Genomic DNA, 23,947 nt, shown 5'->3' with positions numbered 1-23,947 from the left:
TTCGTACGGGGCTACTGCTGGGGCGGGGGCGGCGGCTGGTGCTGCCACGGCTGCCCCTGCCGGCCCTGTTGGCCTTGCTGCTGGGGCGGCTGCTGACCGGGCTGCCCCTGCTGGGGCGGCTGTCCCTGGTGCGGCCCGGGCTGCTGCCAGGGCTGGCCGGGCTGGGGCTGCTGCTGTGCCTGGCCCGGCTGCTGCGGCGGGTACCAGCCCTGCTGCGGGCCGGGCTGACCGGGCTGCCCGGGGTGGCCCGGGTGCTGCTGCGGCGGCCCCTGCTGCGGATAGCCGTACCCGTATGGCGGCTGCTGGCCCTGCTGCGGTGCGTACGGCCCCGGGTAGGGCTGCTGGCCCTGCCCGGGCAGCGGCGGGGCCATCTGCGGCGGCTGGGCGCCGCCGTCGGCCGTCCACAGCCCCTGCGCCTGCTGCGCGCGGGAGAAGTCCTCGGCGACCAGGGCGGAGAGGTTGAAGTACGCCTCCCGGGTCTTCGGGCGCATCATGTCGAGGTCCACCTCGGCACCCGCCGAGAGATGCTCGTCGAACGGCACGACGACCACCCCGCGGCAGCGGGTCTCGAAGTGCGACACGATGTCCTCGACCTTGATCATCTTTCCGGTCTCGCGGACCCCCGAGATGACCGTGATGGAGCGCTGGACGAGGTCGGCGTAGCCGTGCGCGGACAGCCAGTCGAGCGTGGTGCTCGCGCTGCTCGCACCGTCCACGGAGGGCGTGGAGATGATGATCAGCTGGTCGGCGAGGTCGAGCACCCCGCGCATCGCGCTGTAGAGCAGACCGGTGCCCGAGTCGGTGAGGATGATCGGGTACTGCTTGCCCAGGATGTCGATGACGCGGCGGTAGTCGTCGTCGTTGAACGTCGTCGAGACCGCCGGGTCCACGTCGTTGGCGAGGATCTCGAGACCGGACGCCGCCTGCGAGGTGAACCGCCGGATGTCCATGTAGCTGTTGAGGTACGGGATCGCGGTGACCAGGTCGCGGATGGTCGCGCCGGTCTCGCGCCGCACCCGGCGGCCGAGCGTGCCCGCGTCGGGGTTGGCGTCGATCGCGATGACCTTGTCCTGGCGCTCGGTGGCCAGCGTCGAGCCGAGCGCGGTGGTCGTCGTGGTCTTGCCGACGCCGCCCTTGAGGCTGATCACCGCGATGCGGTAGCACGAGAGGACCGGCGTACGGATCAGCTCCAGCTTGCGCTGCCGCTCCGCCTCCTCCTTCTTGCCGCCGAGCTTGAACCGCGAACCGGCGGCGTTGTTCTTCTTGGGCTTCTGCTTCCCGCGGATGAGCCGGTCCGAGGACAGCTCGACCGCCGCCGTGTACCCGAGCGGGGCGCCCGCGTTGCCCTGTCCGGCGCTCGGGCGCTGCTGCCGCTGGTCCGGCGTGGCGACGGGCCAGCCGCCGGTACGGGGATCGGCCGCCGGGGCACCGGCGTCGGGGCGCGGGTAGCCGTACCCGTCCTGCGGCTGGGGCGGCTGAGGGTGAGGCTGCTGCTGATGCGGCGCGGGCGGCGGGTACGGCCCCTGGCCCTGCTGAGGCCCGGGAGCGGGCGCGTCGGGGCGGGGGTAGCCGTAACCGTCCGGCCCGGGCACCGGGGGCTGCTGCCCGGCCTGCGGATAGCCGTAGTGCGGAGCCTGGGGTGCCTGGGGGGCTTGTTGGGCCTGGGGTGCCTGCGGGGCCTGTGGGGCCGGAGGAGGGGCCTGAGGCCCCTGCGGAGCCTGCGGGTGCTGGGCACTCTGCGGCCCCTGGGGTCCCTGGGGTCCCTGCGGGCCGGGCGCGGCGGGCCCGCCCTGGGGGTAACCACCCTGCGGGGCACCTTGGTTCGGCGCCGCGGGCTGCGGCCCCGGCGCCCCGGCGGCCGGACCGGGAGCGGGCTGACCCTGCCCGCCCGTGGCCGGCGGCGCCCAGGGACCGGCCTGCGGCGGCAGCGGCCCACCGGCCGCGCCGGGCCCGCCCGTGCGCTGCTCCGGAACCGGGGCCGGGCCCCCGCCCGTACCGCCCGACTCCGGCGCGGCGGGCTGGAAGTCCGGCGGCAGCGGCGGCAGTCCGGACTGCGGAGCCGCGGGCGGCGCCCAGTTGCTGTTGCCGGTCTCCTGCGGCGGCGCGGCGTCGGCCGCCCCCTCCTGGGGCTCGCCCTCGGCGCTCGCCGCCTTGGCACGCTCCTCGGCCTCCCGGCGCAGCGACGCCGCGGAGAAGCGCATGGTGCCCTCGCTGCGCACCTCACCGGTCCGGGTGTCGGAGTCGCCGTCGGCCCCGGCGGCGCCGGATTCCGCGTCGGCGGCCTGCTTCCGCTCCGCGATCTCGCGCCGCAGCGAGGCGGTGGAGAACCGCACCGTGGAGTTGCCCTCCACGGCGCCGCTGTCGTCGCGTTCGTCGGCGTCGGCGCCCGCCTCGGGCGCTTCGGGGGAGGCGACCGGCGGGGCCGGGGGCGCGGCGGGCGCCAGCGCGTAGTCGTCGTCCTCAGCCGAGGCGTCGGGAAGGTCGGACGCATGCTGCTCGACCCGGCCGCCTCCCGGCTCGCCGTCAGCCGGGGCCGGAGCGGCCGGGCTTGCGGCGAAGCCGGACGAAGAGGGTGTCCCGTCGGCCTCGCCGCCCCGCGGCCTGGCCTCCGCCTCCGCATCCCCCGCGTCCTCCGCGGTCCCGTCCGGCGCGGCCTGGTGCACGGAAGGCTCCGCGGGCGCGGGCTCGGCGGAAGGCGCCGGGGGCGGAGGCGTCCACGCCCCCTGGAACCCGTTCGGGTCCGGCGGCCCCGGCACGGACACCGGGTCGCCCGTCGGCGGCGGAGGCGGCGGGGGAGGCGTCGCCCCGGCCCCCGTGTCCGCCCCGGGCCCTGCGGCGGGTGGTGCCGACGGCGAAGCGTTCTGCGTGTACCAGGCAGGTGGGGTGTAGTCGATGGTGAACTCGCCCGTGTGCTCGGTCTCGGCGTCGGACCGATCATCGCCGGGTGTGGTTCCGCCCGTGCGGATCTCGTCCCGATCGCTGCTCACAATGCCTCCTGGTGTGGTCGAACACCCTTGAAATTCATGGCGAGGCCGATCTGTTGCCGATCGCTACTGTCGTCCGACCGTTCGGCTTTCCCCTTTTGTGACGCCGGGGACACCTGATCAGGTTCGTCACCGTGCGCATACCAAGCCTAATCACGAGAACCACCCGGACGGCAGGCCCGTCCCGGCGCTCGCAAGCGTCCGATAGGTCACGTCTCCTCGCCGTACCGACAGATGATCAGTACGGAAACCCCCCGAATCGCCCCAAGGGTGGACTAGTCGACTCGGCGCGGCGATCCCAGCAGCCCCGTTTCGGCGTCGGTCGGCTGGAGCGCCACGGCCTGCCGTGCCTCACGGGTGCACCACAGGGTGACCCAGTCCTGGAGGGTTGACAGCGCCGTGACATCGGGGCGGGGGAGGGCCATGATCCTGCCTATCTCCTCCGCCTCGTCGGGCGAGACGCGCTGGATCCCGACCAGTCCCGCGTGCTCCAGGAGCCGGGGCGCGACCGGGCTCAGGTACGGCAGCAGGGTCAGCACCGACTGCCACGGCAGGGCGGACACCCGGCCGCGCGGCGGGCGCATGCCACAGTCCCGGATGACCAGCACCGGGCTGCCCACCGACGGCCCTTGGGGCGGGACCCGGCCCACGTCGAACACGGTCATGCACTGCTGCCCGCCGCCCGCGACCTGCACCAGGTTGGCCCACAGATGCGGCCGCCCGGTCTCGATGGCGACCCGGGCGCCGGTGGCCGCCGCCCGGAAGGCCAGCACCTGCGCGGTCCACAGCCCCCCGACGAGCACCACGTCGAACGGCTCCGGCCGGTTGAAGCCCAGCACGGCGGGCTGGTTCTGGCCGTCCACGCCGATGATGACGCCGTCGTCACCGACCGGCAGGGCGAGCGCGTCGAGCTGGTCCGCGGTGAGCGTCTGGCGGCCGCGGCGGGGCCCGATGAGCCCGAAGCCGGGGCGTGTCCGGTGCCCGCCCGACGCGGCCGGGGGGTTGGGAGCGGGGGTGGACGGAGAAGAGGTGGACGGAGTGGAAGTGGCCATGGCCATCAGCGAGTACCTCCCAGCGGAAGCGTGGCGAGCACGCCGGGCAACTGCTCGCGATCGAGACGTACGAGCCCGACCCGTACCCCGCGCGCCGCGCGCTCCAGCGCCTTGCGGGCGGTGATCAGATCGGTGTCATTGCGGCCGGTGATGCGGATGTGTCCGTTGACGGTGGAGGTGTTCCGGCCGCCCTCGCCCTGGGTGAGCGTCAGGCTGAAGGTGCTCGCGAGGGCGGGCATCGAGGTCAGCAGCGCCACCAACTGGGGCAGCGGCACGGCTCCCGTGCCCACCTGCGGCCACCGGCCCACCCAGTAGGTGGTGTGCCAGCGGTCGTCGCAGCGCCAGGCGCGCGAGGTCTCCGCGGTCCGGCGCGCCGGAGTGCTCGCGCGCCCCGCCTGGGTCGTCGCGTTCGGGTTGACGCACGCCGAGGTGGCGATGGCCGTGGCCAGTTCGCCCTCGGCCAGCGGCCTGGCCGCGAAACCGGCGCCGGTGAGGCGGCTGGCCAACTGGTCGACCGAACGCAGCAGACAGCGCTGGACGCCCTCCAGGCCGCCGCCGCGCGCCTCGATGGCCTCAGGGCACAGCTCGGGGTGGAGCTTGAGCGCCACCCAGGTCAGCCGGACGGCGGGCGCCCCGGCGTGCTCCTGGAGCGGGGCGTAACTGCGCGCCGCCGCGGCCTGCTCCGGCAGATGCGGCGCGGGCGCGGGCTGCGCGTGCTGGACGACCTGTACGGACTCCAGCCGGATGCCGTCCACCTCCAGCGCGTCGTGCAGCAGCGCGAGGGGAAGCGGCCGCTTGTCCCGCATCGGCCGCAACGGGGTGTCGTGCGACTGGACCTGGAGAATCGCGGTGAGGAACGTGCCGTCGCCGATCATGCCGATCTCGCGCCGGTCCCGGGAGAGGTACGCGTACGTCCGCAGCGCGGGATCGCATTCGACGGCGGGGGCGAGCGAGGGGTCGAGACCGGCCGGAACGGGCTCCTTGGCGAGCCGCTGGCGGGCCCGGAGCGCGCTGATGGAGATGAGCCAGTCGGTGAACGGCTGCTGCCTGCGGCGCAGCACCGCGAGCAGCACGAGCACCAGGGCGACCACCCCGGCGGGCACGAGCAGCAGCGAGTCGACGGTCCAGGCGACGACGAGGACCGCGGCGGCGACCTCCACCAGCACGAGTTGGTGCAACCGTACGGGGCCGAAGCTCCCAGTGCGTGAGGGCTGGCGCGGTGCGGCGGTGCGCGCTTGGGTGGCAGAGCTCATCAGGGAGGCCGCCCCTTGTCCTGGTCTCGTCCTGGTCGATTGTGTGATTACGGTATCGGAAAGGCCGCGTGAGGGTGGCGCGGGTATCAGCTGGGCCGAGTGGGTGAGTAATCTCCCCTGTGGCGACCAGGCGCAGGCACGTGCGCAAGAACAACACGGGGAGAAGCGGGCTAAGACATGGCATCGCGGCGGGATGAGCTCAGCGCCTACACCTTTGCGAAGAAACGAATGGTTGCCTCGTTTGTGCAGCCATCGCCCACCGTCATGGACGACGGCGCCCCGCGTCCGGTGCGCGCCTTTCTTCCCGGCGTCATCGTGGGCGCGCTGGTCCTGGCGGGTTTCGGGGCCTGGGGGATGATCAAGCCGACCGCGCCGAAGGGCTGGGACGACACCGCGGCCCACATCATCGTCGGCAACGAATCCACGTCGCGTTACGTGATTCTGTCGACGGACGGAAAGAAGCAGCTGCATCCCGTCCTGAACCTGGCCTCCGCGAAACTCGTCCTCGAGTCCGGCAAGTCGGGCATCATTCGCGTGAAGGACTCGCAGCTCGACAACGGCGACATACCGCGCGGGCCGACGATCGGAATTCCGTACGCACCGGACCGCATGCCGGCATCCGATGACGCCGTCAAGCAGAAGCGCTGGGCGGTCTGCGAGCAGCCCGGTGGCGGGCAGGACAAGGCCACGCAGAAGGCGGTCTTCCTCTTCGCCGACCGCGAGGCGTCGAAGGTCCAGGGTGCGCAGCGGCTGCGCGGCAGCCAGGCGATGTACGTCGAGGGCAGCAAGGGCCGCTACCTGGTGGACCCGTCCGGCAAGAAGTACCTCCTGGGCGGCCCCCAGGGGGAGAAGAGCATGACCCCGGAGCAGTACGACCTCCTGCTGCGGACCCTGTTCAAGCAGGGCGCCGAGCCGCAGAAGGTGACGGACGACTGGCTGGACACGCTGAAGGACGGCGCGCCGGTGGAGTTCCCCTCGGTGCCGGGACAGCCGGGCGCGTCGGCCGGGGTCGACTCCCTGCCGGACGAGGCCGACAAGGTCGGGACGGTGCTCCAGGCCCAGACGGGCGGCGGAACCCAGCACTACGTCGTGTTGCAGGGCAAGGTGCAGCCGGTCTCGGGCTTCGTCGCCAATCTGCTGCTCAACAGCGAGCAGCTGTCCAGCCTCAACCAGCTCGGCAAGCCGATGAAGGTCAACGCACAGGACTTCGTCTCCGACTCCGAGGTCTTCGCCGAGGACACCGCCTGGCCCGACGAGGCCCCGCGCCAGGTCAACTCCGCGGAAGGGACGGCCGGTTCCCAGGCCAGGGACACTGTCTGCAACGTCCTCACCAAGGTCAGCGCCAACGGCACGCCCACGCTGGAGACCTGGGCGGGCCCGGACTACCCCGCGCCCGTCGTGGACGGTGGCAGCAGCGCGTACGTCACCCCCGGCACCGGCCTGTTCTACCGGCAGTACCAGGGGCGGGCCACGAACACCGGCCAGACCTTCCTCATCACCGACACCGGCCTGCGCTACCAGGTGCAGTCCAACAGCGACAGCAGCGCGGGCAAGTCCAAGATCGGCGGTTCCGCCGACGAGCAGAAGGCCATGGCCGAGGGGCAGAGGCAGGCCAACGAGGCGCAGACCAGGCTGGGTTACGGCGACGTGAAGCCGGTGCCGGTGCCGCAGAACTGGTCGCAGTTCCTTCCGATCGGGCCCCGGCTCGATCTCAACAGCGCCCGACAGCCGCAGGGTTCGTGACCATGGGAAACCGACACATGAGGCGGGCGGCCGCGCTGTCGTCCGCGACCGTACTGGCGTGCCTCACCGGGGCGACGGGCGCGACGGAGCCCGTCGCCGCCGCGGCCACGTCCGTGGACGGCAACGGCCAGTGCACGTTCCCGATGAAGAAGCAGATCAAGGGAACGCCCTGGTCGCTCCAGCGGCTGGTGATGGACCGGCTGTGGGAGGACACCAAGGGCAAGGAGAAGGACGGTGACCCGGTCAAGGTCGCCGTCATCGACACCGGTGTGGACAACACCAACGTCCAGCTGAAGACCGCGGTCGACGCGTCGAGCGGCGCGAACTACCTGTCCGTGCCGAAGGACGTCTCCGGCGCCGACCGCAAGCGGGCGCAGAGCCCGACGTACGACGAGGTCGGGCACGGCACCAAGGTCGCGGGCATCATCGCGGCCCGGCCCCGTCCGGGCACCGGTTTCGTCGGCCTGGCCCCGGAGGCGAAGATCATCCCGCTCAAGCAGAACAACGCCGAGGGCAAGGGCACGCCGGAGATGATGGCGCGGGCCATCCGCAAGGCGGTGGACGAGGGCGCCCGCGTCATCAACATCTCCCAGGACACCAAGGGCGCCCGCTCGCAGCAGGACTTGGAGCTGGCGATCGCCCACGCGATCGACAGCAACGTGGTCGTGGTCGCCTCCGCCGGGAACGACGGCGCCGACGGCAAGTCGAAGCGCACCTACCCGGCCTCCTACCCGGGGGTCCTCGCCGTCGCCGCCTCCGACCGCAACAACGAGCGCGCGTACTTCTCGCAGAGCGGCGACTTCGTCGGGGTCGCTGCGCCGGGTGTGGAAATGGTCTCCACCGTGCCCAAGGGCGGCCAGTGCGTCGACAACGGCACCAGCTTCGCCGCCCCGTACGTGGCCGGTGTCGCCGCCCTCATCCGCGCCAAGCACCCGGACTGGAAGCAGAACGAGGTCGTCGCCCAGATCGAGCAGACCGCCGAGCGCGGGGTCAACGGCCGTGACCGCTACGTCGGCTGGGGTGTGATCGACCCCGTCAAGGCCCTCACCGACGACGAGCATGCGATCCAGAAGCCCACCGTCGACAACGGCTCGGCCAAGAACATCCCGAAACCCGAGCCGGGCAAGCTCATCCTGGGCGAGACCCCCCACGAGCGCAGCGTGCGCCTGGCCACGTACGCCCTGGGCGCGGGCGTGGTCGTGGTGGCCATCACCGCGGGCGGCGCGATCGTCCTCCGCGATTGGCGGCGCCGACGGACAACGTGAGTCACGGGTTCCACTCACTCGTCCCATCCGTGTAACAACCGGGTGGCCCGTGGTCATGAACACGGAGACGATGACTAGAGTGGTTTTTGACAACTTCGGTCCGATGCACACGGGAAGACGTCGAGCAGGACATCCCGTTGCGTCCGATTCATGGGGGAAGGTGTGCCATGGCGGAAAAGCTCCGCGTAGAAGGACATGATTTCAAGACCCTGGAAAGCGCCATCGACTGGATGGAGGGTCAGCTCACCGAGCGGATCGGCAAGCTCAACGGTGTGATCGACCACATCGAAGGGCACTGGAAGGGCATCGCGGCCGGCGCCTACAACAACCTCCAGACGGAGGTCAACAACGACGTCCGCCGGGTCAACCAGCTGCTGAGCTTTACCCGTGAGCTGGTGAAGGCGAGCCGGGACGGCTTCGACCAGGAAGAAATGGATCAGCTCAAGAACATCAACAGCGTTGGTGGCGGCGGCGCCGGTGGCCAGAGCGGCATTCTGGGCTCCTTCCACGCTTCTTGATCCTTCTTGACCCGTCCGCTTCGCATCAGGAGTTAGATCTCGATGGAAATCACGTACGAAGTTGTCGTTGAAGCCTCGACCACGGTCAAGAGCGAGGCCGACAAGCTCAAGACCGACCTCGACACCATCATGAGGCAGTGCAAGACCGTCTCCGAGTCGTGGACCGGTGAGGCGCAGCGGGCCTTCAATGAGCGCCAGCACGAGTGGAACACGCGCGTCAACCACCTTCACTCGACGCTTCTCACCATCTCGAAGAAGCTGCTGGAGGCAACGGAGGGCTACAAGGCCAATGACCACCGTCAGGGCCAGCGCTTCGCGCAGGGGTAAGAGACGCAGCGCACAACCTGCGGTCGTGTCGTGGGTGCGGGACATCGCGGCCCTGGCCGCGTGTCCCGCACCCACGACTGCCGTATGCCGATACACGGAGGAGGTGTTTCATGGCTGAGTCGGTACCGGATGGGGGGAGCTCTGCTAAGTCTCCTTCGTCGCCGAAACTCGACGCTCCCAGTGAGTCCTTGCAGGAATTCAAGAAGCGCGTCGACAGACTTCTGACAGAACTGGACAAGTCGACCGCCGCGCACGGGAAGCTGGGCGAACAAACGGTGGCGCCCACCGCCTACGGTGAATTCGATCAGGCGAAGACGCTGGCCAAGGCTTACGAGAAGGCGCACAGCCAACTCCAGCTGCTCTCCCGCACCCTGGGTGAGCAACTGGAGGCGATGGGGATCACGGTGGCCGCGGCCGACGGCGACTACCAGGAGATGGACCAGGAGCACGCGCGGCGTCTCAAGGCAATTCAGGCGCGTACCAGCAAGTACTACAAGCAGTATCAGAAGGAGCACGGTCATAAGGGTGGCGAGAAGCCCGATGACGGTGCCGAGACCGGCAACGGTAAGCAGGCCGAAGACGGCGGCATTTGATCGGGAACGGGGGATCAGGGCATGAGCGAACCGAAGATGTGCTACGCCATCACGACTTTCGACGGAATGTCCTTCGAGAAGATGCTCAGCTTGGTCGCCGGTACGGATGAAGAAGAGATCATCCGTAAGGGCAACGCCCTCACAAGCGCGGGGGCTGAGCTGGACAAGATCGGCGACGAGCTCAAGAGGCGTGTCGGCAGGGTTACCTGGGACGGCGAGGGTGGCGACGCCTTCCGCGAGTGGGGCGACGACTTCGCCAAGCAGGCGCTGAAGCTGGCGAAATACGTCGGTGACGTCGGCAAGGCCATGGAGCACTCGGGGGAGGCGCTGACCCAGGTCAAGAAGGCGATACCGAAGCAGCCGGACGGCACGGGCGTGTGCTACGCGGACGCGGACAAGGAGAAGGAACGCCTCGAGACTCTGAAGAAGCTGGAGCCTGAGACCCGCCAGCAGTTGTTGAGGCTGGCGGGCAGCTACGGGACGCAGGCGGGGGCCATAGAGCTCTCCGCGCAGGACGAGCCGGTCTTCAAGCCGCTGCCGGCTGCGGCGATGCCCACCGGTGTGGACGATTGGCAGCAGAGCTACGGCTCCTCCGATGGCGGTGGCTCCGCAGGAACCGTCTCCTCGGCAGGGGGCGGGGCGCCGAGTGCCCAGCATGCAGTCCAGGGCTCGACGTTCTCCCCGGGGGATGTCACCAACCCATCCGCTCCGGGTGGAGGTGGCCATGTCACCGTTCCGGACGCGACCCACACCAACATCGACGGTGTGAAGGACCTGCCGCGCACGGATCCCGCACCGGCTCCCTCTGCGCCCCCACCCTCACCCACCGGGCAGCAGGGCCCCGGCCGCGAGATCACGGGCCTGCCGGTCACTCCGCCCGTCTCCCCCTCCCCCGGGTTGGGCAGGTCCGTTCCACCGGTGAATCCGGTCGGGCGGACGGGCGGCCCCAGGCTGGGAGGCGGCAAGGGGCTCGAGTCCATCAACGCCCGGCCCGTCACCAATCCCATGCGCGCCGACAGGGAGGTAGTCGGCGGCATGCCTCCCCGCCAGACGCCGACGAGCGGCGACGCACGGACCGCCCGCGGCCCGGTCATCGGTGGCGAGCAGGGCCGTACCACTGGCCGGACAGGGGTCCCGACGACCACGGGCCAGGGTGTCGTGGGCGGACGGCCCGTCACGGGCGCCCCGTCCCGCGGGTCGGCGTCCTCGGCGGCTCGTCCGGGCAGGATGGCGCGTTCCGCGAGCGAACTCAGGGTCAACGGGGAGTTCACCCAGGGAGGGAGTGGCCTCGTCCGGGGTGCCACCGGAGTGTCCGGTGTGCCGTTGGCGCAGAATTCGCGTCGGTCCACGAAGCGTGACGGCGGAGAGACCCCCGACTACCTGACCGAGGACGAGGAGACATGGACCGGGGGAGAGCGCCGAAACGTGCCTCCCGTGATCGAGTAAGGGCCCGCCGCCCGCATAAGCCTCTGATGACGAGCACAGGACGAACAGGCACTATGGAACAAACGCTCACTCAGGTCCGGAGCCGGGCATCAGCAGTACTTGCGCTGCTGGCGTCCTTGCTCGTCATCATGGGGCTCGTCGCGCCCTCCGCTTTGGCGGAGGGCATGCGGGAGCGCCAGTGGTACCTGGACGGCATGCAGGCGGAAAGCATGTGGAAGGTCAGCTCCGGCAAAGGAATGACGGTCGCCGTGATCGACAGCGGTGTCGACGCTTCCACGCCGGAGCTTCGAGGGAAGGTTTTGCCGGGGAAGAACTTCGTCGAGCCCGGTAAGGACGCCCGTACCGACATGGACGGACACGGCACGGCCATGGCTGCGCTCATTTCCGGAAACGGCGTCGGCGGTCAGGGCGTCAAGGGACTCGCCCCTGATGCACGCATTCTGCCGCTCACTGTGTCCGGTACCAGCAAGGAGGCCGCACGCAGCAGCACTCCAGCCCTCATCAAGGCCATCCGGTACGCGGCCGACAGTGACGCAAAGATCATCAACATGTCTCTCGCCTTCCAGGACTACTTGCTCGAAAAGAACGAGCCGGAAGAGCTCCAGAAGGCGGTCGACTACGCGATCGGGCGCGGCAAACTGCTGCTGGCGGGGTCGGGGAACGACGGAAACACCTCGAACGACCTCACCTATCCCGCGGCCAGCGACGGCGTGGCCGGTGTCGGCGCTGTCGACAAGGACTTGGCGCATGTGAAATTCTCGAATTACGGCTCTCAAGTAGCGCTGGCCGCCCCGGGTGAGGACATTCCGATCAATTGCATCGGTAAGTCCGGGTACTGCCGCAGCGGGGGCACCAGTCAGGCCACCGCCATCGCCTCCGGCGCCGCCGCCCTCATCTGGGCCAAGCACCCCAAGTGGACCGGAAACCAGGTACTGCGGGTCATGATGGAAACCGCCGGCAAGCCCGCCGACGGCAAAATCCCCAGCCGCTACCTCGGCTACGGCACGATCCGCCCGCGCTACAACGTCCTGGAGAACAAGGGCGACCCGGGCCCGGCCGATATCAATCCCCTCATGGCTGCCAAGAAGCCCGATTCCCCCGCCCCGTCCAAGGGCGACCCCTCCACCGCCCCGAAGGGCGACGCCGAGGCCGGTGCCGCCGCCAAGAGTTCCGAGGACGGCGGCAGCGCGATGCCCTGGATCCTGGGGGCGGCGGCTGCGGTGGTCGTGGTCGGCGGTGGAGCCTTCGTCTTCCTCCGACGCCGTAGCGCTCAGCATTTCTGACTGTTCCTCAAAAGTATCCGGTGACGAGCTGAATTCGTCATGCGTGCGTTCACCCACCCATCATCGAGGTCGCTTTCGGTATGCCTTGAACCGTGGGCGTGCTAGCGTGCACGACACGTTTGAGCCACGCGCTCTGCAAACGCCTCGTAAACGGTCAGATAGGGGGAAGCGTGACTGACGAGATCTTTCGAGGAATGCAGGAGTTCCAGCAATATGCGGAGAAACTCCAGCAGCTCATGACGGATATGCAGGATCAGGTTCCGCAGCACGCCACGGGCGAGGACGCCCAGGGTGCCGTCACTGTGACGTTGGGGCCTGATCGGCTGCCCGAGTCCATCAAGGTCGCGTCCGACTGGCAGCGTCGGCAGCCTCCCGAGAACCTCGGCCCGGCTGTCGTCGACGCGTACAGCTCCGCCATGAGCGAGCAGATGGAAGGCTGGGCGCGCACGCTCGAGCAGTCGGGCTGGGAGGAGCGGGCCGCGGAACTCGAGGGCATGCCCGACGTCCCCGGTTCGGGAGCCGGGCCCGTCGCGCCCCCGGAGGTGCCCCGGCAGGATCGGGACCCCGTCCGTCCGAGGCCCATGGAGGACGTGGTCGAGGACACCCTCTCCGGGCTCGATGCCCTGGACGGGCTGGACGTGGACTCCTTCCGGGCCCCGGAGGTCAGGGGAGAGGCGGCCGCCCGCCGGGTCGTCATCGGCCTCACCGCGCACTCCCTGGTCTCCTGCGACGTGGATCCGCAGTGGGCCGCCCAGCAGTCGTCCGTCCGGTTGAGCCAGGCGCTCAACGAGGCGCTGAGCCATGCCCGGGCCAAGCTGGAGGACGTCCGGAGTCCCGGCGCGGCCCAGATCGCGGACCTGAACCCACAGGGCCTCATGAACGAGTTCCTGGCCATACTCAACGACCCGCAGCGGCTGCTCTGACGTGTTCACTGGCTCGGAAAGGAACTGAAGCCCCATGGCGAAGGACCGTCTCAAGGTCATCACGGACGCCATTCGCTCCGAGGCCGGCATGTGGGACAAGCAGGCCACGGCGATCGGCGAAGTCGGCACCATGATCAAGTGCCTGCGGCCCACTCGGCTCGAGTACGGCATGTACCAGATATTCGTCGGCGCCTATCAGGACGTCATCGATCACTTCTCGGCTCGTTGTGCCGAGGGGGAGAAGCGGATGACAGAAATCGCCGACGCCTTGGTCAAGAACGCGAAGGCGTACGACAACCACGAAGCCGACACCAAGAAGTCCGTGGAAGAAGCCTACTAGTACCGAACGGTGCTCGGGGAACGGGGAGAGCAATGGCATTCACTCAATCGGCATTCGACGACCTCATCGAAAAGATCAACGAGAAGTTGAAGAAGGTCGGTGAGCTGCTGGACAAGATGGTCGACGGAGTCAACAGCTTCGCGGACCACTGGTACGTTCCCGACGCTGTGGCGAAGCCGATCATCGCTGCCGCGAACAAGCTCGTCGACTTCGTCAACTGGATCCTCAAGAAGATCGGCGAATTCTTCAAGGGCGTCTTCGCCCCGGTGGTGCTCTTCCTGGACTCCCTCGACTGGCAGGACAAGAAGATCCGCGGCAAGGCGAGCACCGCGTCCTCCACCACGGCGAAGGGAAACCTCCAGGCCCCGAAGGAGTGGAAGGGCGAAGGAGCCGACGCCTATACGAGCGCCATCTGGACCCAGTCCTCCGCCGCCGGCCAGGTCAGCAGCGCCGCCGACTCGATCGCCACCAGTCTCCTCGTCGCCGCCGGAGCGGGACTCGTCTTCTACGGGGCCATCGCCGCCTTCCTGGTGCAGTTCGTCCCCGCCATGATTGCCTGCTCGGCCGCCGGAGTGACCGGCGTCGGTCTGGTCCCCGCCGCGATCGCCGCCATCGGGGAAGGCACCGCCGGATGGGTGCTCGTCACCACCGCTTCGGTCGCTCTGGTGACCGTGCTCGGCGACCAGGCGAAGACCCTCGCCGAGATGAAGGGCCAGGCCGGCGACAACAGTGCGTTCCCGAACGGCCACTGGCCGATCGGCACCGCCTGACCGGACCACTTTTGGAGTGAACCTGTGTACGGACCTCGTATCGCCGGAGTGAGCATCGCCGTACTCGCGTTGCTGTGGCTGATCATGCCGGTCCTCACCGACTGGGCGGTCGTACCGTCCAAACCGGTGGGGGTGATCCTCTGCGTGCTCGTCGTGGCGTGTCCGGCGATCGGCGAGGTGTTCACGAAACGGCAGCAGCAGCGCAACCGCCGCTGACCACAACCGCACAGCGGTAGGGGCTCGTCGATGGTTCGACGAGCCCCTACCGCTGTCCGGTCCCGCTGTGCGCGACCGCGCTACTCCTCCGGCAGCCACGCCGTCTGGATCAGCGACGCCCCGCCGCGCCGCGAGACGAACACGCCCCGTCCCGGCGGCAGCGGACGCGCCTTGACCTGACCGAGCAGCTCGCCCTCGCCGGGCGAGCCCGAGAGAACGACGCCCTGCGCGCCCAGTTCCTTGAACCGCTGCATGAACGGCTCGTACGAGGAGCGCCCGGCGCCTGCCGTCGTCCGCGCGACGATGATGTTGACGCCGGCGTCCCGCGCGTAGGGAAGGTTGTCCACCAGCTCGGACATCGGGTTCCCGGACGACGTGGCGACCAGGTCGTAGTCGTCCACCACGATGAAGGCCCGCGGCCCCGACCACCAACTGCGGTTGCGCAGCTGCTGCGGGGTGACGTCCGTCCCCGGGATGCGCTGGCTGATGAGGGTGTTCATGTCGGCGATGTACTTCTCGAACGCGTCCTGCGTCGTGCCGTAGCCGACCAGATGGGACTGCGGCGCGACCTCCAGCAGGCTGCGCCGGTAGTCGCCGATGACGATGAGGCCCTCTTCCGGCGTGTACCGCTCGGTGATCTGCTTGATGAGCAGGCGCAGCAGCGCCGTCTTCCCGGACTCCGTCTCGCCGTAGACGGCGAAGAAGGGGTCGCTGTCGAAGTCGACGAAGACCGGCTCGAGGTTCATCTCGTCGATGCCGATCGCGACGCCCCGCTGCGGCTGCTCGTGCCCGCCCGGGATCTCCCGTACCGACAGCATCCGCGGCAGCATGCGCACCTGCGGTGCGTGCGGGCCGGGCCAGTTGTCGACCGTCGCCTTGACGAACTCGGAGGTCGCGTCGGCCAGGTCGTCGGGGTTGCCGGTGACGCCGTCGATGCGCGGCAGGCTGCTGAGGAAGTGCAGCTTGTCGGGGGTGAGACCGCGGCCCGGATTGCCCACCGGCACGTTGGCGGCGACCTTGCGGTTCAGCTCCGAGTCCATCGGGTCGCCGAGCCGCAGCTCCAGCCGCGCGAGCAGCTGGTCCTTGAGCGCCGCTCGCATCTCCATGTAGCGGGTGACGGTGACGACCAGGTGCACCCCGAGTCCGAGGCCGCGGGTGGCGATGTCGGCGACGACCGGCTCGAGCATCTCGTAGTCCGTCTTGAAGGACTGCCAGCCGTCGATGACCAGGAAGATGTCGCCCCACGCCTCGCCCGGCAGCTGCCCGGCCGCGCGCATCTGCCGGTAGGTGCCGATCGAGTCGATGCTGTTGTCCCGGAAGAACTCCTCGCGCCGGTTCAGTACGCCGGTCACCTCGGCGATCGTACGGCGGATCTTTTCCGGGTCCAGCCGCGAGGCGACCCCGCCCACGTGCGGCAGCCCCTGCACCGCGACCATGCCGCCACCGCCGAAGTCCAGGCCGTAGATCTGCACCTCGTGCGGGGTGTGGGTGAGTGCGAAGGCACCCATCAGGGTGCGCAGCAGGGTCGACTTGCCGGAGCGCGGGCCGCCGATGATCAGCATGTGGCCCTGCGCGCCCGAGAAGTCGTGGTAGAGGATCTCCCGGCGCTGCTCGATCGGCTTGTCCACCATGCCGAGCGGCACGCACAGGCCGCCGCTGCGGGCGTAGCCGCTCGCGTGCAGCCCGCGCTCGGTGGAGACCGCCAGCTGGGGCACCAGCTGGTCCAGCGGGGACGCCTCGGTCAGCGGCGGCAGCCACACCTGGTGCGCCGCCGGGCCGCGTCCCTCCAGACCGCGCACGATGACGTCCAGCACGGTGTCGGCGAGCGCGTCGTCGACGCGGTTGCTCTCCGGGGTGTACGTGTAGTCCGGCTCCGGCTCGGCGAACCGGACCGGCACCGGGGAGGCGGTGAACAGCACCGGCCGGCGGTCGGTCGGCAGCGGTCCGCTGCCCGTGATGGTGGTCGTCGTGGACCGGTAGACCCCGGACACGTACGCCGCCTTGAAGCGGACCATCTCCTCGGTGCCGAACTTGAGGTAGCCGGAGCCGGGCACGGACGGCAGGTGGTACGCGTCCGGCACCCCCAGGGCCGTACGGGACTCCGCCGCGGAGAACGTCCGCAGACCGATGCGGTACGACAGGTACGTGTCCAGACCGCGCAGCCGCCCCTCCTCCAGCCGCTGAGAGGCCAGCAGCAGGTGCACACCCAGGGACCGGCCGATGCGGCCGATCTGGATGAACATGTCGATGAAGTCGGGCTTCGCCGTCAGCAGCTCGCTGAACTCGTCGATGACCAGCACGAGCGAGGCCAGCGGCTCCAGCGGACTGCCCGCGGCGCGCGCCTTCTCGTAGTCGTGCATGTTGGCGTAGTTGCCCGCGGAGCGCAGCAGCTCCTGGCGGCGCTGGAGCTCACCGGTGATCGAGTCGCGCATGCGGTCGACCAGCGTCAGGTCGTCCGCGAGGTTGGTGATGACCGCGGCGACGTGCGGCAGTTCCGCCATGCCGGAGAAGGTCGCGCCGCCCTTGAAGTCGGCGAGCACGAAGTTGAGCGTCTCGGAGGAGTGGGTGACCGCCAGGCCCAGCACCAGCGTCCGCAGCAGCTCCGACTTGCCGGAACCGGTGGCGCCCACGCACAGCCCGTGCGGGCCCATGCCCTCCTGGGCCGCCTCCTTGAGGTCCAGCATGACCGGGGCGCCGCTCTCGCCGACGCCGATCGGCACCCGGAGCCGCTCCGCCGTCGAGCGGGGCCGCCAGGTGACCGCGGTGTCGACGGCCGCCGCGTCGCCGAGCCCGAGCAGGTCGGTGAACTCCAGGTTGGTCAGCAGCGGTTCGTCGTCCCCGCCGCCGCTGGACACCCGCATCGGGGAGAGCTGCCGGCTCAGCGCCTCGGCCGCGGGCAGCGGCAGCGCGTCCGGCACGCCCTCGTACACCGCCGACGCCGACTCCACCTGAAGCAGCCCCGGTCGCACGATCAGCGACAGGCCGCCGCGCAGCTCGTCCAGCTCGCCCCGGATGACCTCCAGCACCGTGACGCCCTGGAGGCCCTCCTGGGCGGCCAGCATCGAGTCGGGCGGTACGAAACCGCCGTCCAGGATGACGACCACATGCGGCTGGTCCAGCAGCGGCTGGCCGTCCCGGTTGAACCGCGAGCGGCCCTCCAGATGGTTCTTCAGCAGGTCCTCGACCTCGGCGAGGTTGTCGCCGAACAGCCGCTTGGTGCCCGCTCCGTCCACCGTCCCCGGCACCTGCGTATGCGGCAGCCACTTGACCCAGTCCCACTCGTCCGTGGCGCCCGAGGCGGCCACCACGGCGATCACCAGGTCCTCCGGCGAGTGCAGCGCGACCAGGCTCGCCACCAGCGACCGCGCGGTGCCCAGGGTCGTCTCGGGCTCCCCGGAGACCGTCATGTGGTAGAAGGCGCGCAGGCTGACCGCCATCGGCATGCCGTCGAGCGTCTGGTGGGCCGCTATGAACTGCTGCATCGCGCCCGCCGACAGCGGCTCCAGCTCCTCCACCGGGGCCGTCTCCGGCGCCACCAGCGGCGTCCACAGCTCCTGCGGGCCGAGCCCGATGCGCACCTGGACGAAGTCGTCGTCGGTGATGCGCCGCTCCCACAGCCGGCTGCCCTCCGCCACGAGCGACCAGAGCTGCTCGGGGGAGGGGTGCAGAAAGAACTGCGCGTCCCGCTGCTTGCGCGCGGTGCGCTGTACTTGGCGCCGCGTCTTGGTCAGGTACTTGAGGTAGTCGCGGCGGCCCTCCACGGCCTCGCCCTGCGCCCCCTTGCGGTACCGGATGAGCTGAGCGATGGCCATCGCGACCGTCGACAGCAGCATCATCACGCCCATGATCTTCATGAACGGTGCCGAATTCGGCATGAAGAAGAAGACCACCGACGAGCCCATGCCCAGCATCGGCAGCAATTGCATCGCCATGCCCTCCTGATCGCCGCGAGGCAATTCAGGAGGTGATTCGAGCCGGAGCTCATCCGCGGACATCCCGGGCGGAGTCACCCGAGGCGGGCGTTTCACGATGATGTGGCTCATCGGCCTATCTATCCCCCGATGCGGGCTGAACGATTGACGACCGGTCGAGGCCGGCACCCACGCTTCAGGGCGCGTCCTGGTGGCGCCTGCCCGGCAATGTGCTGATCCTACGTGCACGGACGACAAACGGCGCCGGGTAGGGTGACGTTCCGCACGCGCAGCCACAATCGCGTCCGACAATCGGGTCCGCGAAAGAAGCGGAGACACGGGGAATGAGAGGGTTCCGCAGGTGAGTTCGACCACAGCGACCGGTTTCTGCCGAGTGACGGTCGTCGCACCCGACAGTCGCATAGATGTCGCTTTGCCTGACGACATTGCCCTTGCCGACCTGTATCCGGAAATACTCCGACTGACCGGCCAGACACAGCCCGCCGGCGCACCCGTCGGCTACCACTTCGTACGCCGCGACGGCACCGTCCTGGACGGCGCCCGCTCCCTCGCGGCCCAGCGCGTGCTCGACGGCGACGTGCTGTCCATGCGCCCCTTCGCCCAATCCCTGCCGCCCGTCGTGCGCGACGACGTCTCCGACGCCATCGCCTCGGCGGTCTCCGGCGACCGCACCCTGTGGAACGCCGACTACCTTCGCGTCAGCGGCCTCTTCGGCGGGGCGCTGCTGCTGGTCTTCATGGGCTTCGTGCTCTGGTTCGCCGACCCGGTGCGGCACGACATGCACAGCCTGCCCGGCATCATCGCCGGCGCCGTCGGCCTGCTGCTCGCCGTCTTCGCGGGCGTACGGGCCCGGGTGTACGACGACCGGGGCTCCGCCATCGCCCTCGGCCTCGCCGCACTCCCGCACGTCATGATCGGCGGATCCGGGGTGCTCGCCCTCGACCGCGGCGAGGGCATCGGGCGGCTGCAATTCCTGCTCGGCTGCGTCGCCGTACTGGTCGTATCCGTCGCGCTGGTCGCCGCCATGCCGTCCGGTGACGCCCCGTTCGTCGCCGCTGTCGTCCTCTCGGCGTTCGGCACGGTGGCCACCTTCTGCCAGATCCTCGCCGAGATCGACGCCTCGGGCACCGCGGCCGTCTGCGCGGCCGTCGCCATCGCCACCATCGCCTTCCTGCCCGGCCTGTCCGCACGCGCCGCCCGGCTGCCCATCGGCTACGTCGCCCCCCGCGACTCCGCGCGCAACGACTACGGCGGGGGCACCGACCCGGACACCACCGCGGCCGCCTCCACCCCGGTCGACAGCGAGCGCATCGCGATCCAGGTCCGGCGCGGTCACGAACTGCTGCTGGGCCTCGTCGGCGGCTGCGCGGCGGTCGTCGTCGGCTCCGCCGCGGTGCTCGGCTTCTCCGACAACGCCTGGGCCCAGGTCCTCGCCCTCGCCGCCGGTGTCGCCATGCTGCTGCGCGCCCGGCTCTTCCGCTACACCTGGCAGGTCGCCTGCGTCCTGGTGTCCGGCATCGTGTCGCTGGCCCTGCTCGTCCTGGGCCTCGCGCTCAACCCGCCGACGAGCGCCGTGGTCGACCTGCTCAGCGGCGACAGCGGCCCGCTCGACATCCGCACGGTCTGGCTGTCGGCGTCCGTCGCCTTCGGCTCCCTGCTGCTCATCGCCATCGCGTTGATCGTGCCGAAGAAGAGCGTGACGCCCTTCTGGGGGCGCTTCGGCGACCTGGTGGAAGGCGCCATGCTGCTGGCGGTCACGCCGCTCGCACTGGCCGTCCTGGACGTCTACGCCACGGCACGGGGTCTGATCAGCAAGTGACTTGCTCCTCGGGGTGGATCCCGAGGATTCCGGCCTTCTCTCTCGAAGCCTGTGCCGCTACGCGGTACGGGCTTCGGGAGGGAATCCGTGGCTTCCTGGTTCGTTGCGCTGTGCCAGGACGAGTTCTGGTCTTATCGGCGCTCCACAGGCTGATACCGCCAGTCCGGCGGCCTTTTTCACGTTGCGTGCGGAGTTGGTGTCCCGGTCGAGGAGAGCTCCGCAAGCGGGGCAGGTCCATTGGCGGATGTGGAGAGGCTTGGGGCCATCCACGTGGCCGCAGTACGAGCAGGTCCGGCTGGTCGGCACGAACCGGCCGACCTTGATCAGGTTCCGTCCGTACCGGTTGGCCTTGTAGACGAGCATGGCCACGAACTGTGCCCAGCCCGCATCGTGCACACTCTTGGCCAGTTGGGTGCGTGCCAGTGCGTTCACCGCCAGGTCCTCCACGCCGATGGCCTGGTTCTCGCGGATCAGCTTCGTGGAGAGCTGGTGGTGAAACTCACGGCGCGCGTCGGCGACTCGGGCATGCGCCCGGGCGACCTTCAGACGGGCCTTCTCCCGGTTCCTGGACCCCTTCTGCTTGCGGGACAGCTCCCGCTGGGCCTTCTTCAGCTTCTTCTCCGCGCGGCGCAGGAACCGCGGAGAGTCGATCTTCGTGCCGTCATCCAGGATCGCGAAGTGTGTCAGTCCCAGGTCGATGCCGACGGTCCGGTCGCTGTCGGGCATCCGGACAGCGTCGGCAGCCGGATCGGTGTCGATGACGAAGGAGGCGAAGTACCTCCCGGCCGCGTCCTTGACCACGGTGACGGAGGTGGGGGTGGTGGGCAGGGTGCGCGACCACTTCACCTTGACGGCCCCGATCTTCGGCAGGCTCAGCCGTCCGCTGCCGGTGACCGACCAGCGGGCGTTGGCGGTGAACCGGATGGACTGCCGCGCATCCTTGCGGGACTTGAATCTCGGCGCCCCCAGCTTGGGCCCCTTACGCTCGCCCTTGAGGGAGGCGAAGAAGTTCTTGTAGGCCGTCTCGGCATCGCGCAGGGACTGCTGGAGCACGACCGCGGAGACCTCGCCCAGCCAGGAGCGGGCCTCGGTCTGCTTGGCCTGGGTGATCAGGCGCGTGGACAGCTCCCCGGCTTTCGGGAACGGGCCTCCCACCGCTCTGGCGTCCTCGCGGGCACGCACGGCGTCGTTGAACACGACGCGGGCGCACCCGAATGCCCGAGCCAACGCGTCGCGTTGGGCGTGATCCGGGTACAGGCGAAAGCTGTACCGAAGCCGCATGAAAGCCACCGTACGGACGTGAGCTACGGGGGGATGCAGGAGATCAGAACTGGTCGACACTGCGCTTTCGTGATGCAGGCGCACGTGGCCTTCGTGACAAAGCTCCGGCACAACGTGCTCACAGACGATCACCTGCGTCAAGGGCGTCTCCTCACGTCACCTGCGTCAGGAGTTCCCGGACCGGGTCCGCCATTGCTGGGGATCAACAAGTTGTGGTCGAGATTCTCCTTTGCCGGGACTGTCGGCGGCGCCCCGCTCTCCGCGGTCTGGCAGTTCATCGAGCAGCAGAACCGGCTGGTGTGAGCCCTGTCCGGCTCCGCCGGACCAGATCCGGCAACACTCCATGCCGCCACCCTTAGACTCGCTTCACCCCGTGGCCGCACATGGCAGCGGAATGGTTCGACCCGCGCGTGGTCGCCGCCCTGCTGGCCCTGCACCGGGGGTGCCAAAGGGACGCCTGGGCAGGGACATAACAATCCAGAGCACCGCGTCCAGCATGCCGCCCTATGCCCGGAAATCGCCGGACCCATGCTCACCACAACGTAGTTGGGAGCTGCACGCTCCGCGACTAGAGTGGTGCCGATCGCCGTATACGCCGTAGGGGGAAGACGATGAGCGAGGGGCGTCAGGTCTCGGCGACCGACGCGAGCGCGAGCCGAGTGCGCACGGGGAGCGGCGAAAGCGGTCGGGGCGGCAAACGTGCGGACCTCAAGGTCGAGGCCGAGACCCTGGCGAGCTTCAAGAGCAGGATCGACAAGATCCTGCTGGACCTCGAAGAATCACCGGCGGCCCGCAGCAAGATCAGCGACCAGACGGTCGCGCACGCCGCCTTCGGCGCGGAATTCACCGCGGCCGCCGACCTGGCAGGCGCCTACGAGAAGCTGCACGCCCGCCTGGAGAAGTTCTCCAGGACCCTGGGCGACCAGCTCGAAGCCCTGGGCATCGCCGTCCAGATCTCGGACCGCGGCTACGACAGCGTCGACGCCGAACAGGCCGCCCGCCTCCGCGCCATCCAGAAGCGCACCGCCGAGTACTACGGCCCGCACGCGGACGACCGGCCCGGCACCGGCCACGACAAGAACACACCGAAGCCCGGCACGGGCAAGTCCGGCACCGCCGACTCGGACTTCAGCTAGGGGGGAACCATGGCGAACGGAGAGTTCGACGGCCTGTCGGTGGACAACCTACGGGCCATGCTGGCCGGCGCCGACGCAGACAAACTGACCGCCGCCGGCACGGCCCTGGGCGACGCGGGCCCGAAGATCCTCGACATCGGCTCCGACCTGCGCCACCACGTCTCGCGCGTCGAATGGACCGGCGAGGGCGGCTCCGCCTTCCGCGAGTGGGCCCACGACTTCGCCCTCGAAGTCATGCGCTTCGGCCAGTTCACCACGACCGTGGGCAAACACGTCGCCCAAGCCGGCCAGACCCTCTCCGAAACCAAGTCCGCCCTCCCTGCCTCCCGGGACCCCCGAGCAACCCACGAGGACCCGGCCGCCCAGAAGGCCGCCACCCAGGAGGCCGAAGAGGCCCGCCACCAGTTGGAGCGCCTCTCCTCGGCCTACCGGGCGGCGCAGCAGACGATGGAGGCGGAGCGGGAGCCGCAGTTCAAGGTGCTGCCCATCGAGGGCGATTCGATCTGGGGCCGGGAAAGGGGGTATGGCTCGGAGGCTCGGGAGGCCGCTGCCAGCGCGGGCACTGATGCGAGCCGCGCACAGCAGCAGGAAGCGGGCGGATCAGCTCCTTCAAGGCAAGTGGCAGATGAGCAGAACCCTCGCCAGGCCACGGGTACCCACATCGACTCGACCACCACACTGCCCAAGCCGGAGGTCGGTCCGCCGGCCGAGGGCCCGACGGCACCCGCAGATCCATCCCGGCAGCCAAGCCCTGTCACGACGCCGTCGGTACCGCATGTGCCGAGTGCAGGAAATCAGCGAACCGTATCGCCTGAGGCTGGGAGGAGCGTTCCTCGTCTTCCCGCAATGAGAGGTGGGGGCGAACCCGTACTCCGTTCACCCGCTTCTCGGGCGCCGGTGAACGATGACGTGGCGGGAGGCCAGCAGCGCCGCCTCGGTTCGTCGTCCCGACTCCCGCGTGGGATGGTCGTTGGGGAAGACACTCCAATGTCGCGCGGCGTTCCGGGCGGGGGCGGTTACCCCGCGGCACGGGCAGGCGGTGTGCCGGGCTCTGAAACGGCGCCTG

At 69.6% G+C, this 23,947-nt stretch carries 19 protein-coding genes; 13 read left to right on the top strand and 6 right to left on the bottom strand.

Annotation, left to right across the window (positions count from 1 at the left end; all coding sequences use genetic code 11):
- Positions 1–11: 11 nt before the first annotated feature.
- From LCH29_RS22135 to eccE, 3 genes are all read right to left on the bottom strand, one after another.
- Positions 12–2,987, bottom strand: coding sequence for an SCO5717 family growth-regulating ATPase (locus tag LCH29_RS22135; protein ID WP_446463489.1), 2,976 nt, complete (start codon positions 2,985–2,987; stop codon positions 12–14).
- A 272-nt stretch (positions 2,988–3,259) separates the two neighbouring features.
- A complete protein-coding gene (locus tag LCH29_RS22130) occupies positions 3,260–4,042 on the bottom strand; it encodes a hypothetical protein (RefSeq protein WP_446463488.1) in 783 nt (260 codons plus the stop codon).
- Entirely contained in the window at positions 4,042–5,289 is a 1,248-nt protein-coding gene (eccE, locus tag LCH29_RS22125) for a type VII secretion protein EccE (RefSeq protein WP_446463487.1), read from the bottom strand. Before eccE ends, LCH29_RS22130 begins: the two co-directional genes overlap by 1 nt.
- 177 nt (positions 5,290–5,466) lie before the next feature.
- On the opposite strand from eccE, the gene eccB reads away from it, so the two are divergent.
- The 11 genes from eccB to LCH29_RS22070 all read left to right on the top strand — a co-directional run bounded on the left by eccB (position 5,467) and on the right by LCH29_RS22070 (position 14,713).
- The gene (eccB, locus tag LCH29_RS22120; protein WP_446463486.1) at positions 5,467–7,032 is read left to right on the top strand and encodes a type VII secretion protein EccB; all 1,566 of its coding nucleotides are present in this window, start codon (positions 5,467–5,469) and stop codon (positions 7,030–7,032) included.
- Between the two features lie 2 nt (positions 7,033–7,034).
- Positions 7,035–8,297, top strand: a complete 1,263-nt coding sequence (mycP, locus tag LCH29_RS22115; protein ID WP_446463485.1) for a type VII secretion-associated serine protease mycosin — start codon at positions 7,035–7,037, stop codon at positions 8,295–8,297.
- Positions 8,298–8,464: 167 nt separating this feature from the next.
- The gene (locus tag LCH29_RS22110; RefSeq protein ID WP_055556859.1) at positions 8,465–8,815 is read left to right on the top strand and encodes a WXG100 family type VII secretion target; all 351 of its coding nucleotides are present in this window, start codon (positions 8,465–8,467) and stop codon (positions 8,813–8,815) included.
- 42 nt (positions 8,816–8,857) lie between these two features.
- Complete coding sequence (locus tag LCH29_RS22105; RefSeq protein WP_446463484.1) at positions 8,858–9,142, top strand: WXG100 family type VII secretion target; 285 nt, start codon at positions 8,858–8,860, stop codon at positions 9,140–9,142.
- A gap of 110 nt (positions 9,143–9,252) precedes the next feature.
- Positions 9,253–9,735, top strand: coding sequence for a DUF2563 family protein (locus tag LCH29_RS22100; protein WP_446463483.1), 483 nt, complete (start codon positions 9,253–9,255; stop codon positions 9,733–9,735).
- A gap of 21 nt (positions 9,736–9,756) precedes the next feature.
- Positions 9,757–11,181 (top strand): WXG100 family type VII secretion target, encoded by a 1,425-nt coding sequence (locus LCH29_RS22095; protein ID WP_446463482.1) that lies wholly within the window; start codon positions 9,757–9,759, stop codon positions 11,179–11,181.
- Between the two features lie 53 nt (positions 11,182–11,234).
- Complete coding sequence (mycP, locus tag LCH29_RS22090) at positions 11,235–12,464, top strand: type VII secretion-associated serine protease mycosin (protein ID WP_446463481.1); 1,230 nt, start codon at positions 11,235–11,237, stop codon at positions 12,462–12,464.
- Positions 12,465–12,634: 170 nt separating this feature from the next.
- A complete protein-coding gene (locus LCH29_RS22085) occupies positions 12,635–13,387 on the top strand; it encodes a YbaB/EbfC family nucleoid-associated protein (protein ID WP_446463480.1) in 753 nt (250 codons plus the stop codon).
- A gap of 34 nt (positions 13,388–13,421) precedes the next feature.
- Complete coding sequence (locus LCH29_RS22080) at positions 13,422–13,727, top strand: hypothetical protein (protein ID WP_446463479.1); 306 nt, start codon at positions 13,422–13,424, stop codon at positions 13,725–13,727.
- 32 nt (positions 13,728–13,759) lie between these two features.
- Positions 13,760–14,497, top strand: coding sequence for a hypothetical protein (locus LCH29_RS22075; protein ID WP_446463478.1), 738 nt, complete (start codon positions 13,760–13,762; stop codon positions 14,495–14,497).
- Between the two features lie 48 nt (positions 14,498–14,545).
- Positions 14,546–14,713, top strand: a complete 168-nt coding sequence (locus tag LCH29_RS22070) for a hypothetical protein (RefSeq protein WP_446463477.1) — start codon at positions 14,546–14,548, stop codon at positions 14,711–14,713.
- 80 nt (positions 14,714–14,793) lie between these two features.
- On the opposite strand, the gene eccCa is transcribed toward LCH29_RS22070, so the two are convergent.
- Positions 14,794–18,756 carry a type VII secretion protein EccCa gene (gene eccCa / locus LCH29_RS22065; RefSeq protein ID WP_446463476.1) on the bottom strand — a complete coding sequence of 1,321 codons (3,963 nt, stop codon included), beginning with the start codon at positions 18,754–18,756 and terminating at the stop codon, positions 14,794–14,796.
- Positions 18,757–18,985: 229 nt separating this feature from the next.
- On the opposite strand from eccCa, the gene eccD reads away from it, so the two are divergent.
- Entirely contained in the window at positions 18,986–20,464 is a 1,479-nt protein-coding gene (gene eccD, locus LCH29_RS22060; protein WP_446463475.1) for a type VII secretion integral membrane protein EccD, read from the top strand.
- Between the two features lie 57 nt (positions 20,465–20,521).
- Here eccD and LCH29_RS22055 read toward each other — a convergent pair whose 3' ends face one another.
- Entirely contained in the window at positions 20,522–21,745 is a 1,224-nt protein-coding gene (locus LCH29_RS22055) for an RNA-guided endonuclease InsQ/TnpB family protein (protein ID WP_446463474.1), read from the bottom strand.
- Positions 21,746–22,356: 611 nt separating this feature from the next.
- Between LCH29_RS22055 and LCH29_RS22050 the strand changes: the two genes are divergently transcribed.
- On the top strand, positions 22,357–22,881 hold the full coding sequence (locus LCH29_RS22050; RefSeq protein ID WP_446463473.1) for a hypothetical protein: 525 nt from the start codon (positions 22,357–22,359) through the stop codon (positions 22,879–22,881).
- Between the two features lie 48 nt (positions 22,882–22,929).
- On the opposite strand, the gene LCH29_RS22045 is transcribed toward LCH29_RS22050, so the two are convergent.
- Positions 22,930–23,163: a hypothetical protein gene (locus LCH29_RS22045; RefSeq protein WP_446463472.1), complete on the bottom strand. Its 234-nt coding sequence runs from the start codon at positions 23,161–23,163 to the stop codon at positions 22,930–22,932.
- Between the last annotated feature and the right edge of the window lie 784 nt (positions 23,164–23,947).

The sequence above is a fragment of the Streptomyces sp. BRA346 genome (assembly GCF_052851135.1).
Note: the sequence above shows the minus strand (reverse complement) of the source record. Positions and strands in the feature narration are given on the sequence as shown.

Bases quoted from the DNA above. Each gene is read 5' to 3' on its own strand.
- LCH29_RS22105 (WP_446463484.1), top strand. From the start codon at position 8,858: ATGGAAATCACGTACGAAGTTGTCGTTGAAGCCTCGACCACGGTCAAG.
- eccE (WP_446463487.1), bottom strand. From the start codon at position 5,289: ATGAGCTCTGCCACCCAAGCGCGCACCGCCGCACCGCGCCAGCCCTCA.
- LCH29_RS22075 (WP_446463478.1), top strand. From the start codon at position 13,760: ATGGCATTCACTCAATCGGCATTCGACGACCTCATCGAAAAGATCAAC.
- eccB (WP_446463486.1), top strand. From the start codon at position 5,467: ATGGCATCGCGGCGGGATGAGCTCAGCGCCTACACCTTTGCGAAGAAA.
- LCH29_RS22095 (WP_446463482.1), top strand. From the start codon at position 9,757: ATGAGCGAACCGAAGATGTGCTACGCCATCACGACTTTCGACGGAATG.
- LCH29_RS22080 (WP_446463479.1), top strand. From the start codon at position 13,422: ATGGCGAAGGACCGTCTCAAGGTCATCACGGACGCCATTCGCTCCGAG.
- mycP (WP_446463481.1), top strand. From the start codon at position 11,235: ATGGAACAAACGCTCACTCAGGTCCGGAGCCGGGCATCAGCAGTACTT.
- LCH29_RS22130 (WP_446463488.1), bottom strand. From the start codon at position 4,042: ATGGCCATGGCCACTTCCACTCCGTCCACCTCTTCTCCGTCCACCCCC.
- LCH29_RS22055 (WP_446463474.1), bottom strand. From the start codon at position 21,745: ATGCGGCTTCGGTACAGCTTTCGCCTGTACCCGGATCACGCCCAACGC.
- LCH29_RS22100 (WP_446463483.1), top strand. From the start codon at position 9,253: ATGGCTGAGTCGGTACCGGATGGGGGGAGCTCTGCTAAGTCTCCTTCG.
- mycP (WP_446463485.1), top strand. From the start codon at position 7,035: ATGGGAAACCGACACATGAGGCGGGCGGCCGCGCTGTCGTCCGCGACC.
- eccCa (WP_446463476.1), bottom strand. From the start codon at position 18,756: ATGAGCCACATCATCGTGAAACGCCCGCCTCGGGTGACTCCGCCCGGG.
- LCH29_RS22110 (WP_055556859.1), top strand. From the start codon at position 8,465: ATGGCGGAAAAGCTCCGCGTAGAAGGACATGATTTCAAGACCCTGGAA.
- LCH29_RS22050 (WP_446463473.1), top strand. From the start codon at position 22,357: ATGAGCGAGGGGCGTCAGGTCTCGGCGACCGACGCGAGCGCGAGCCGA.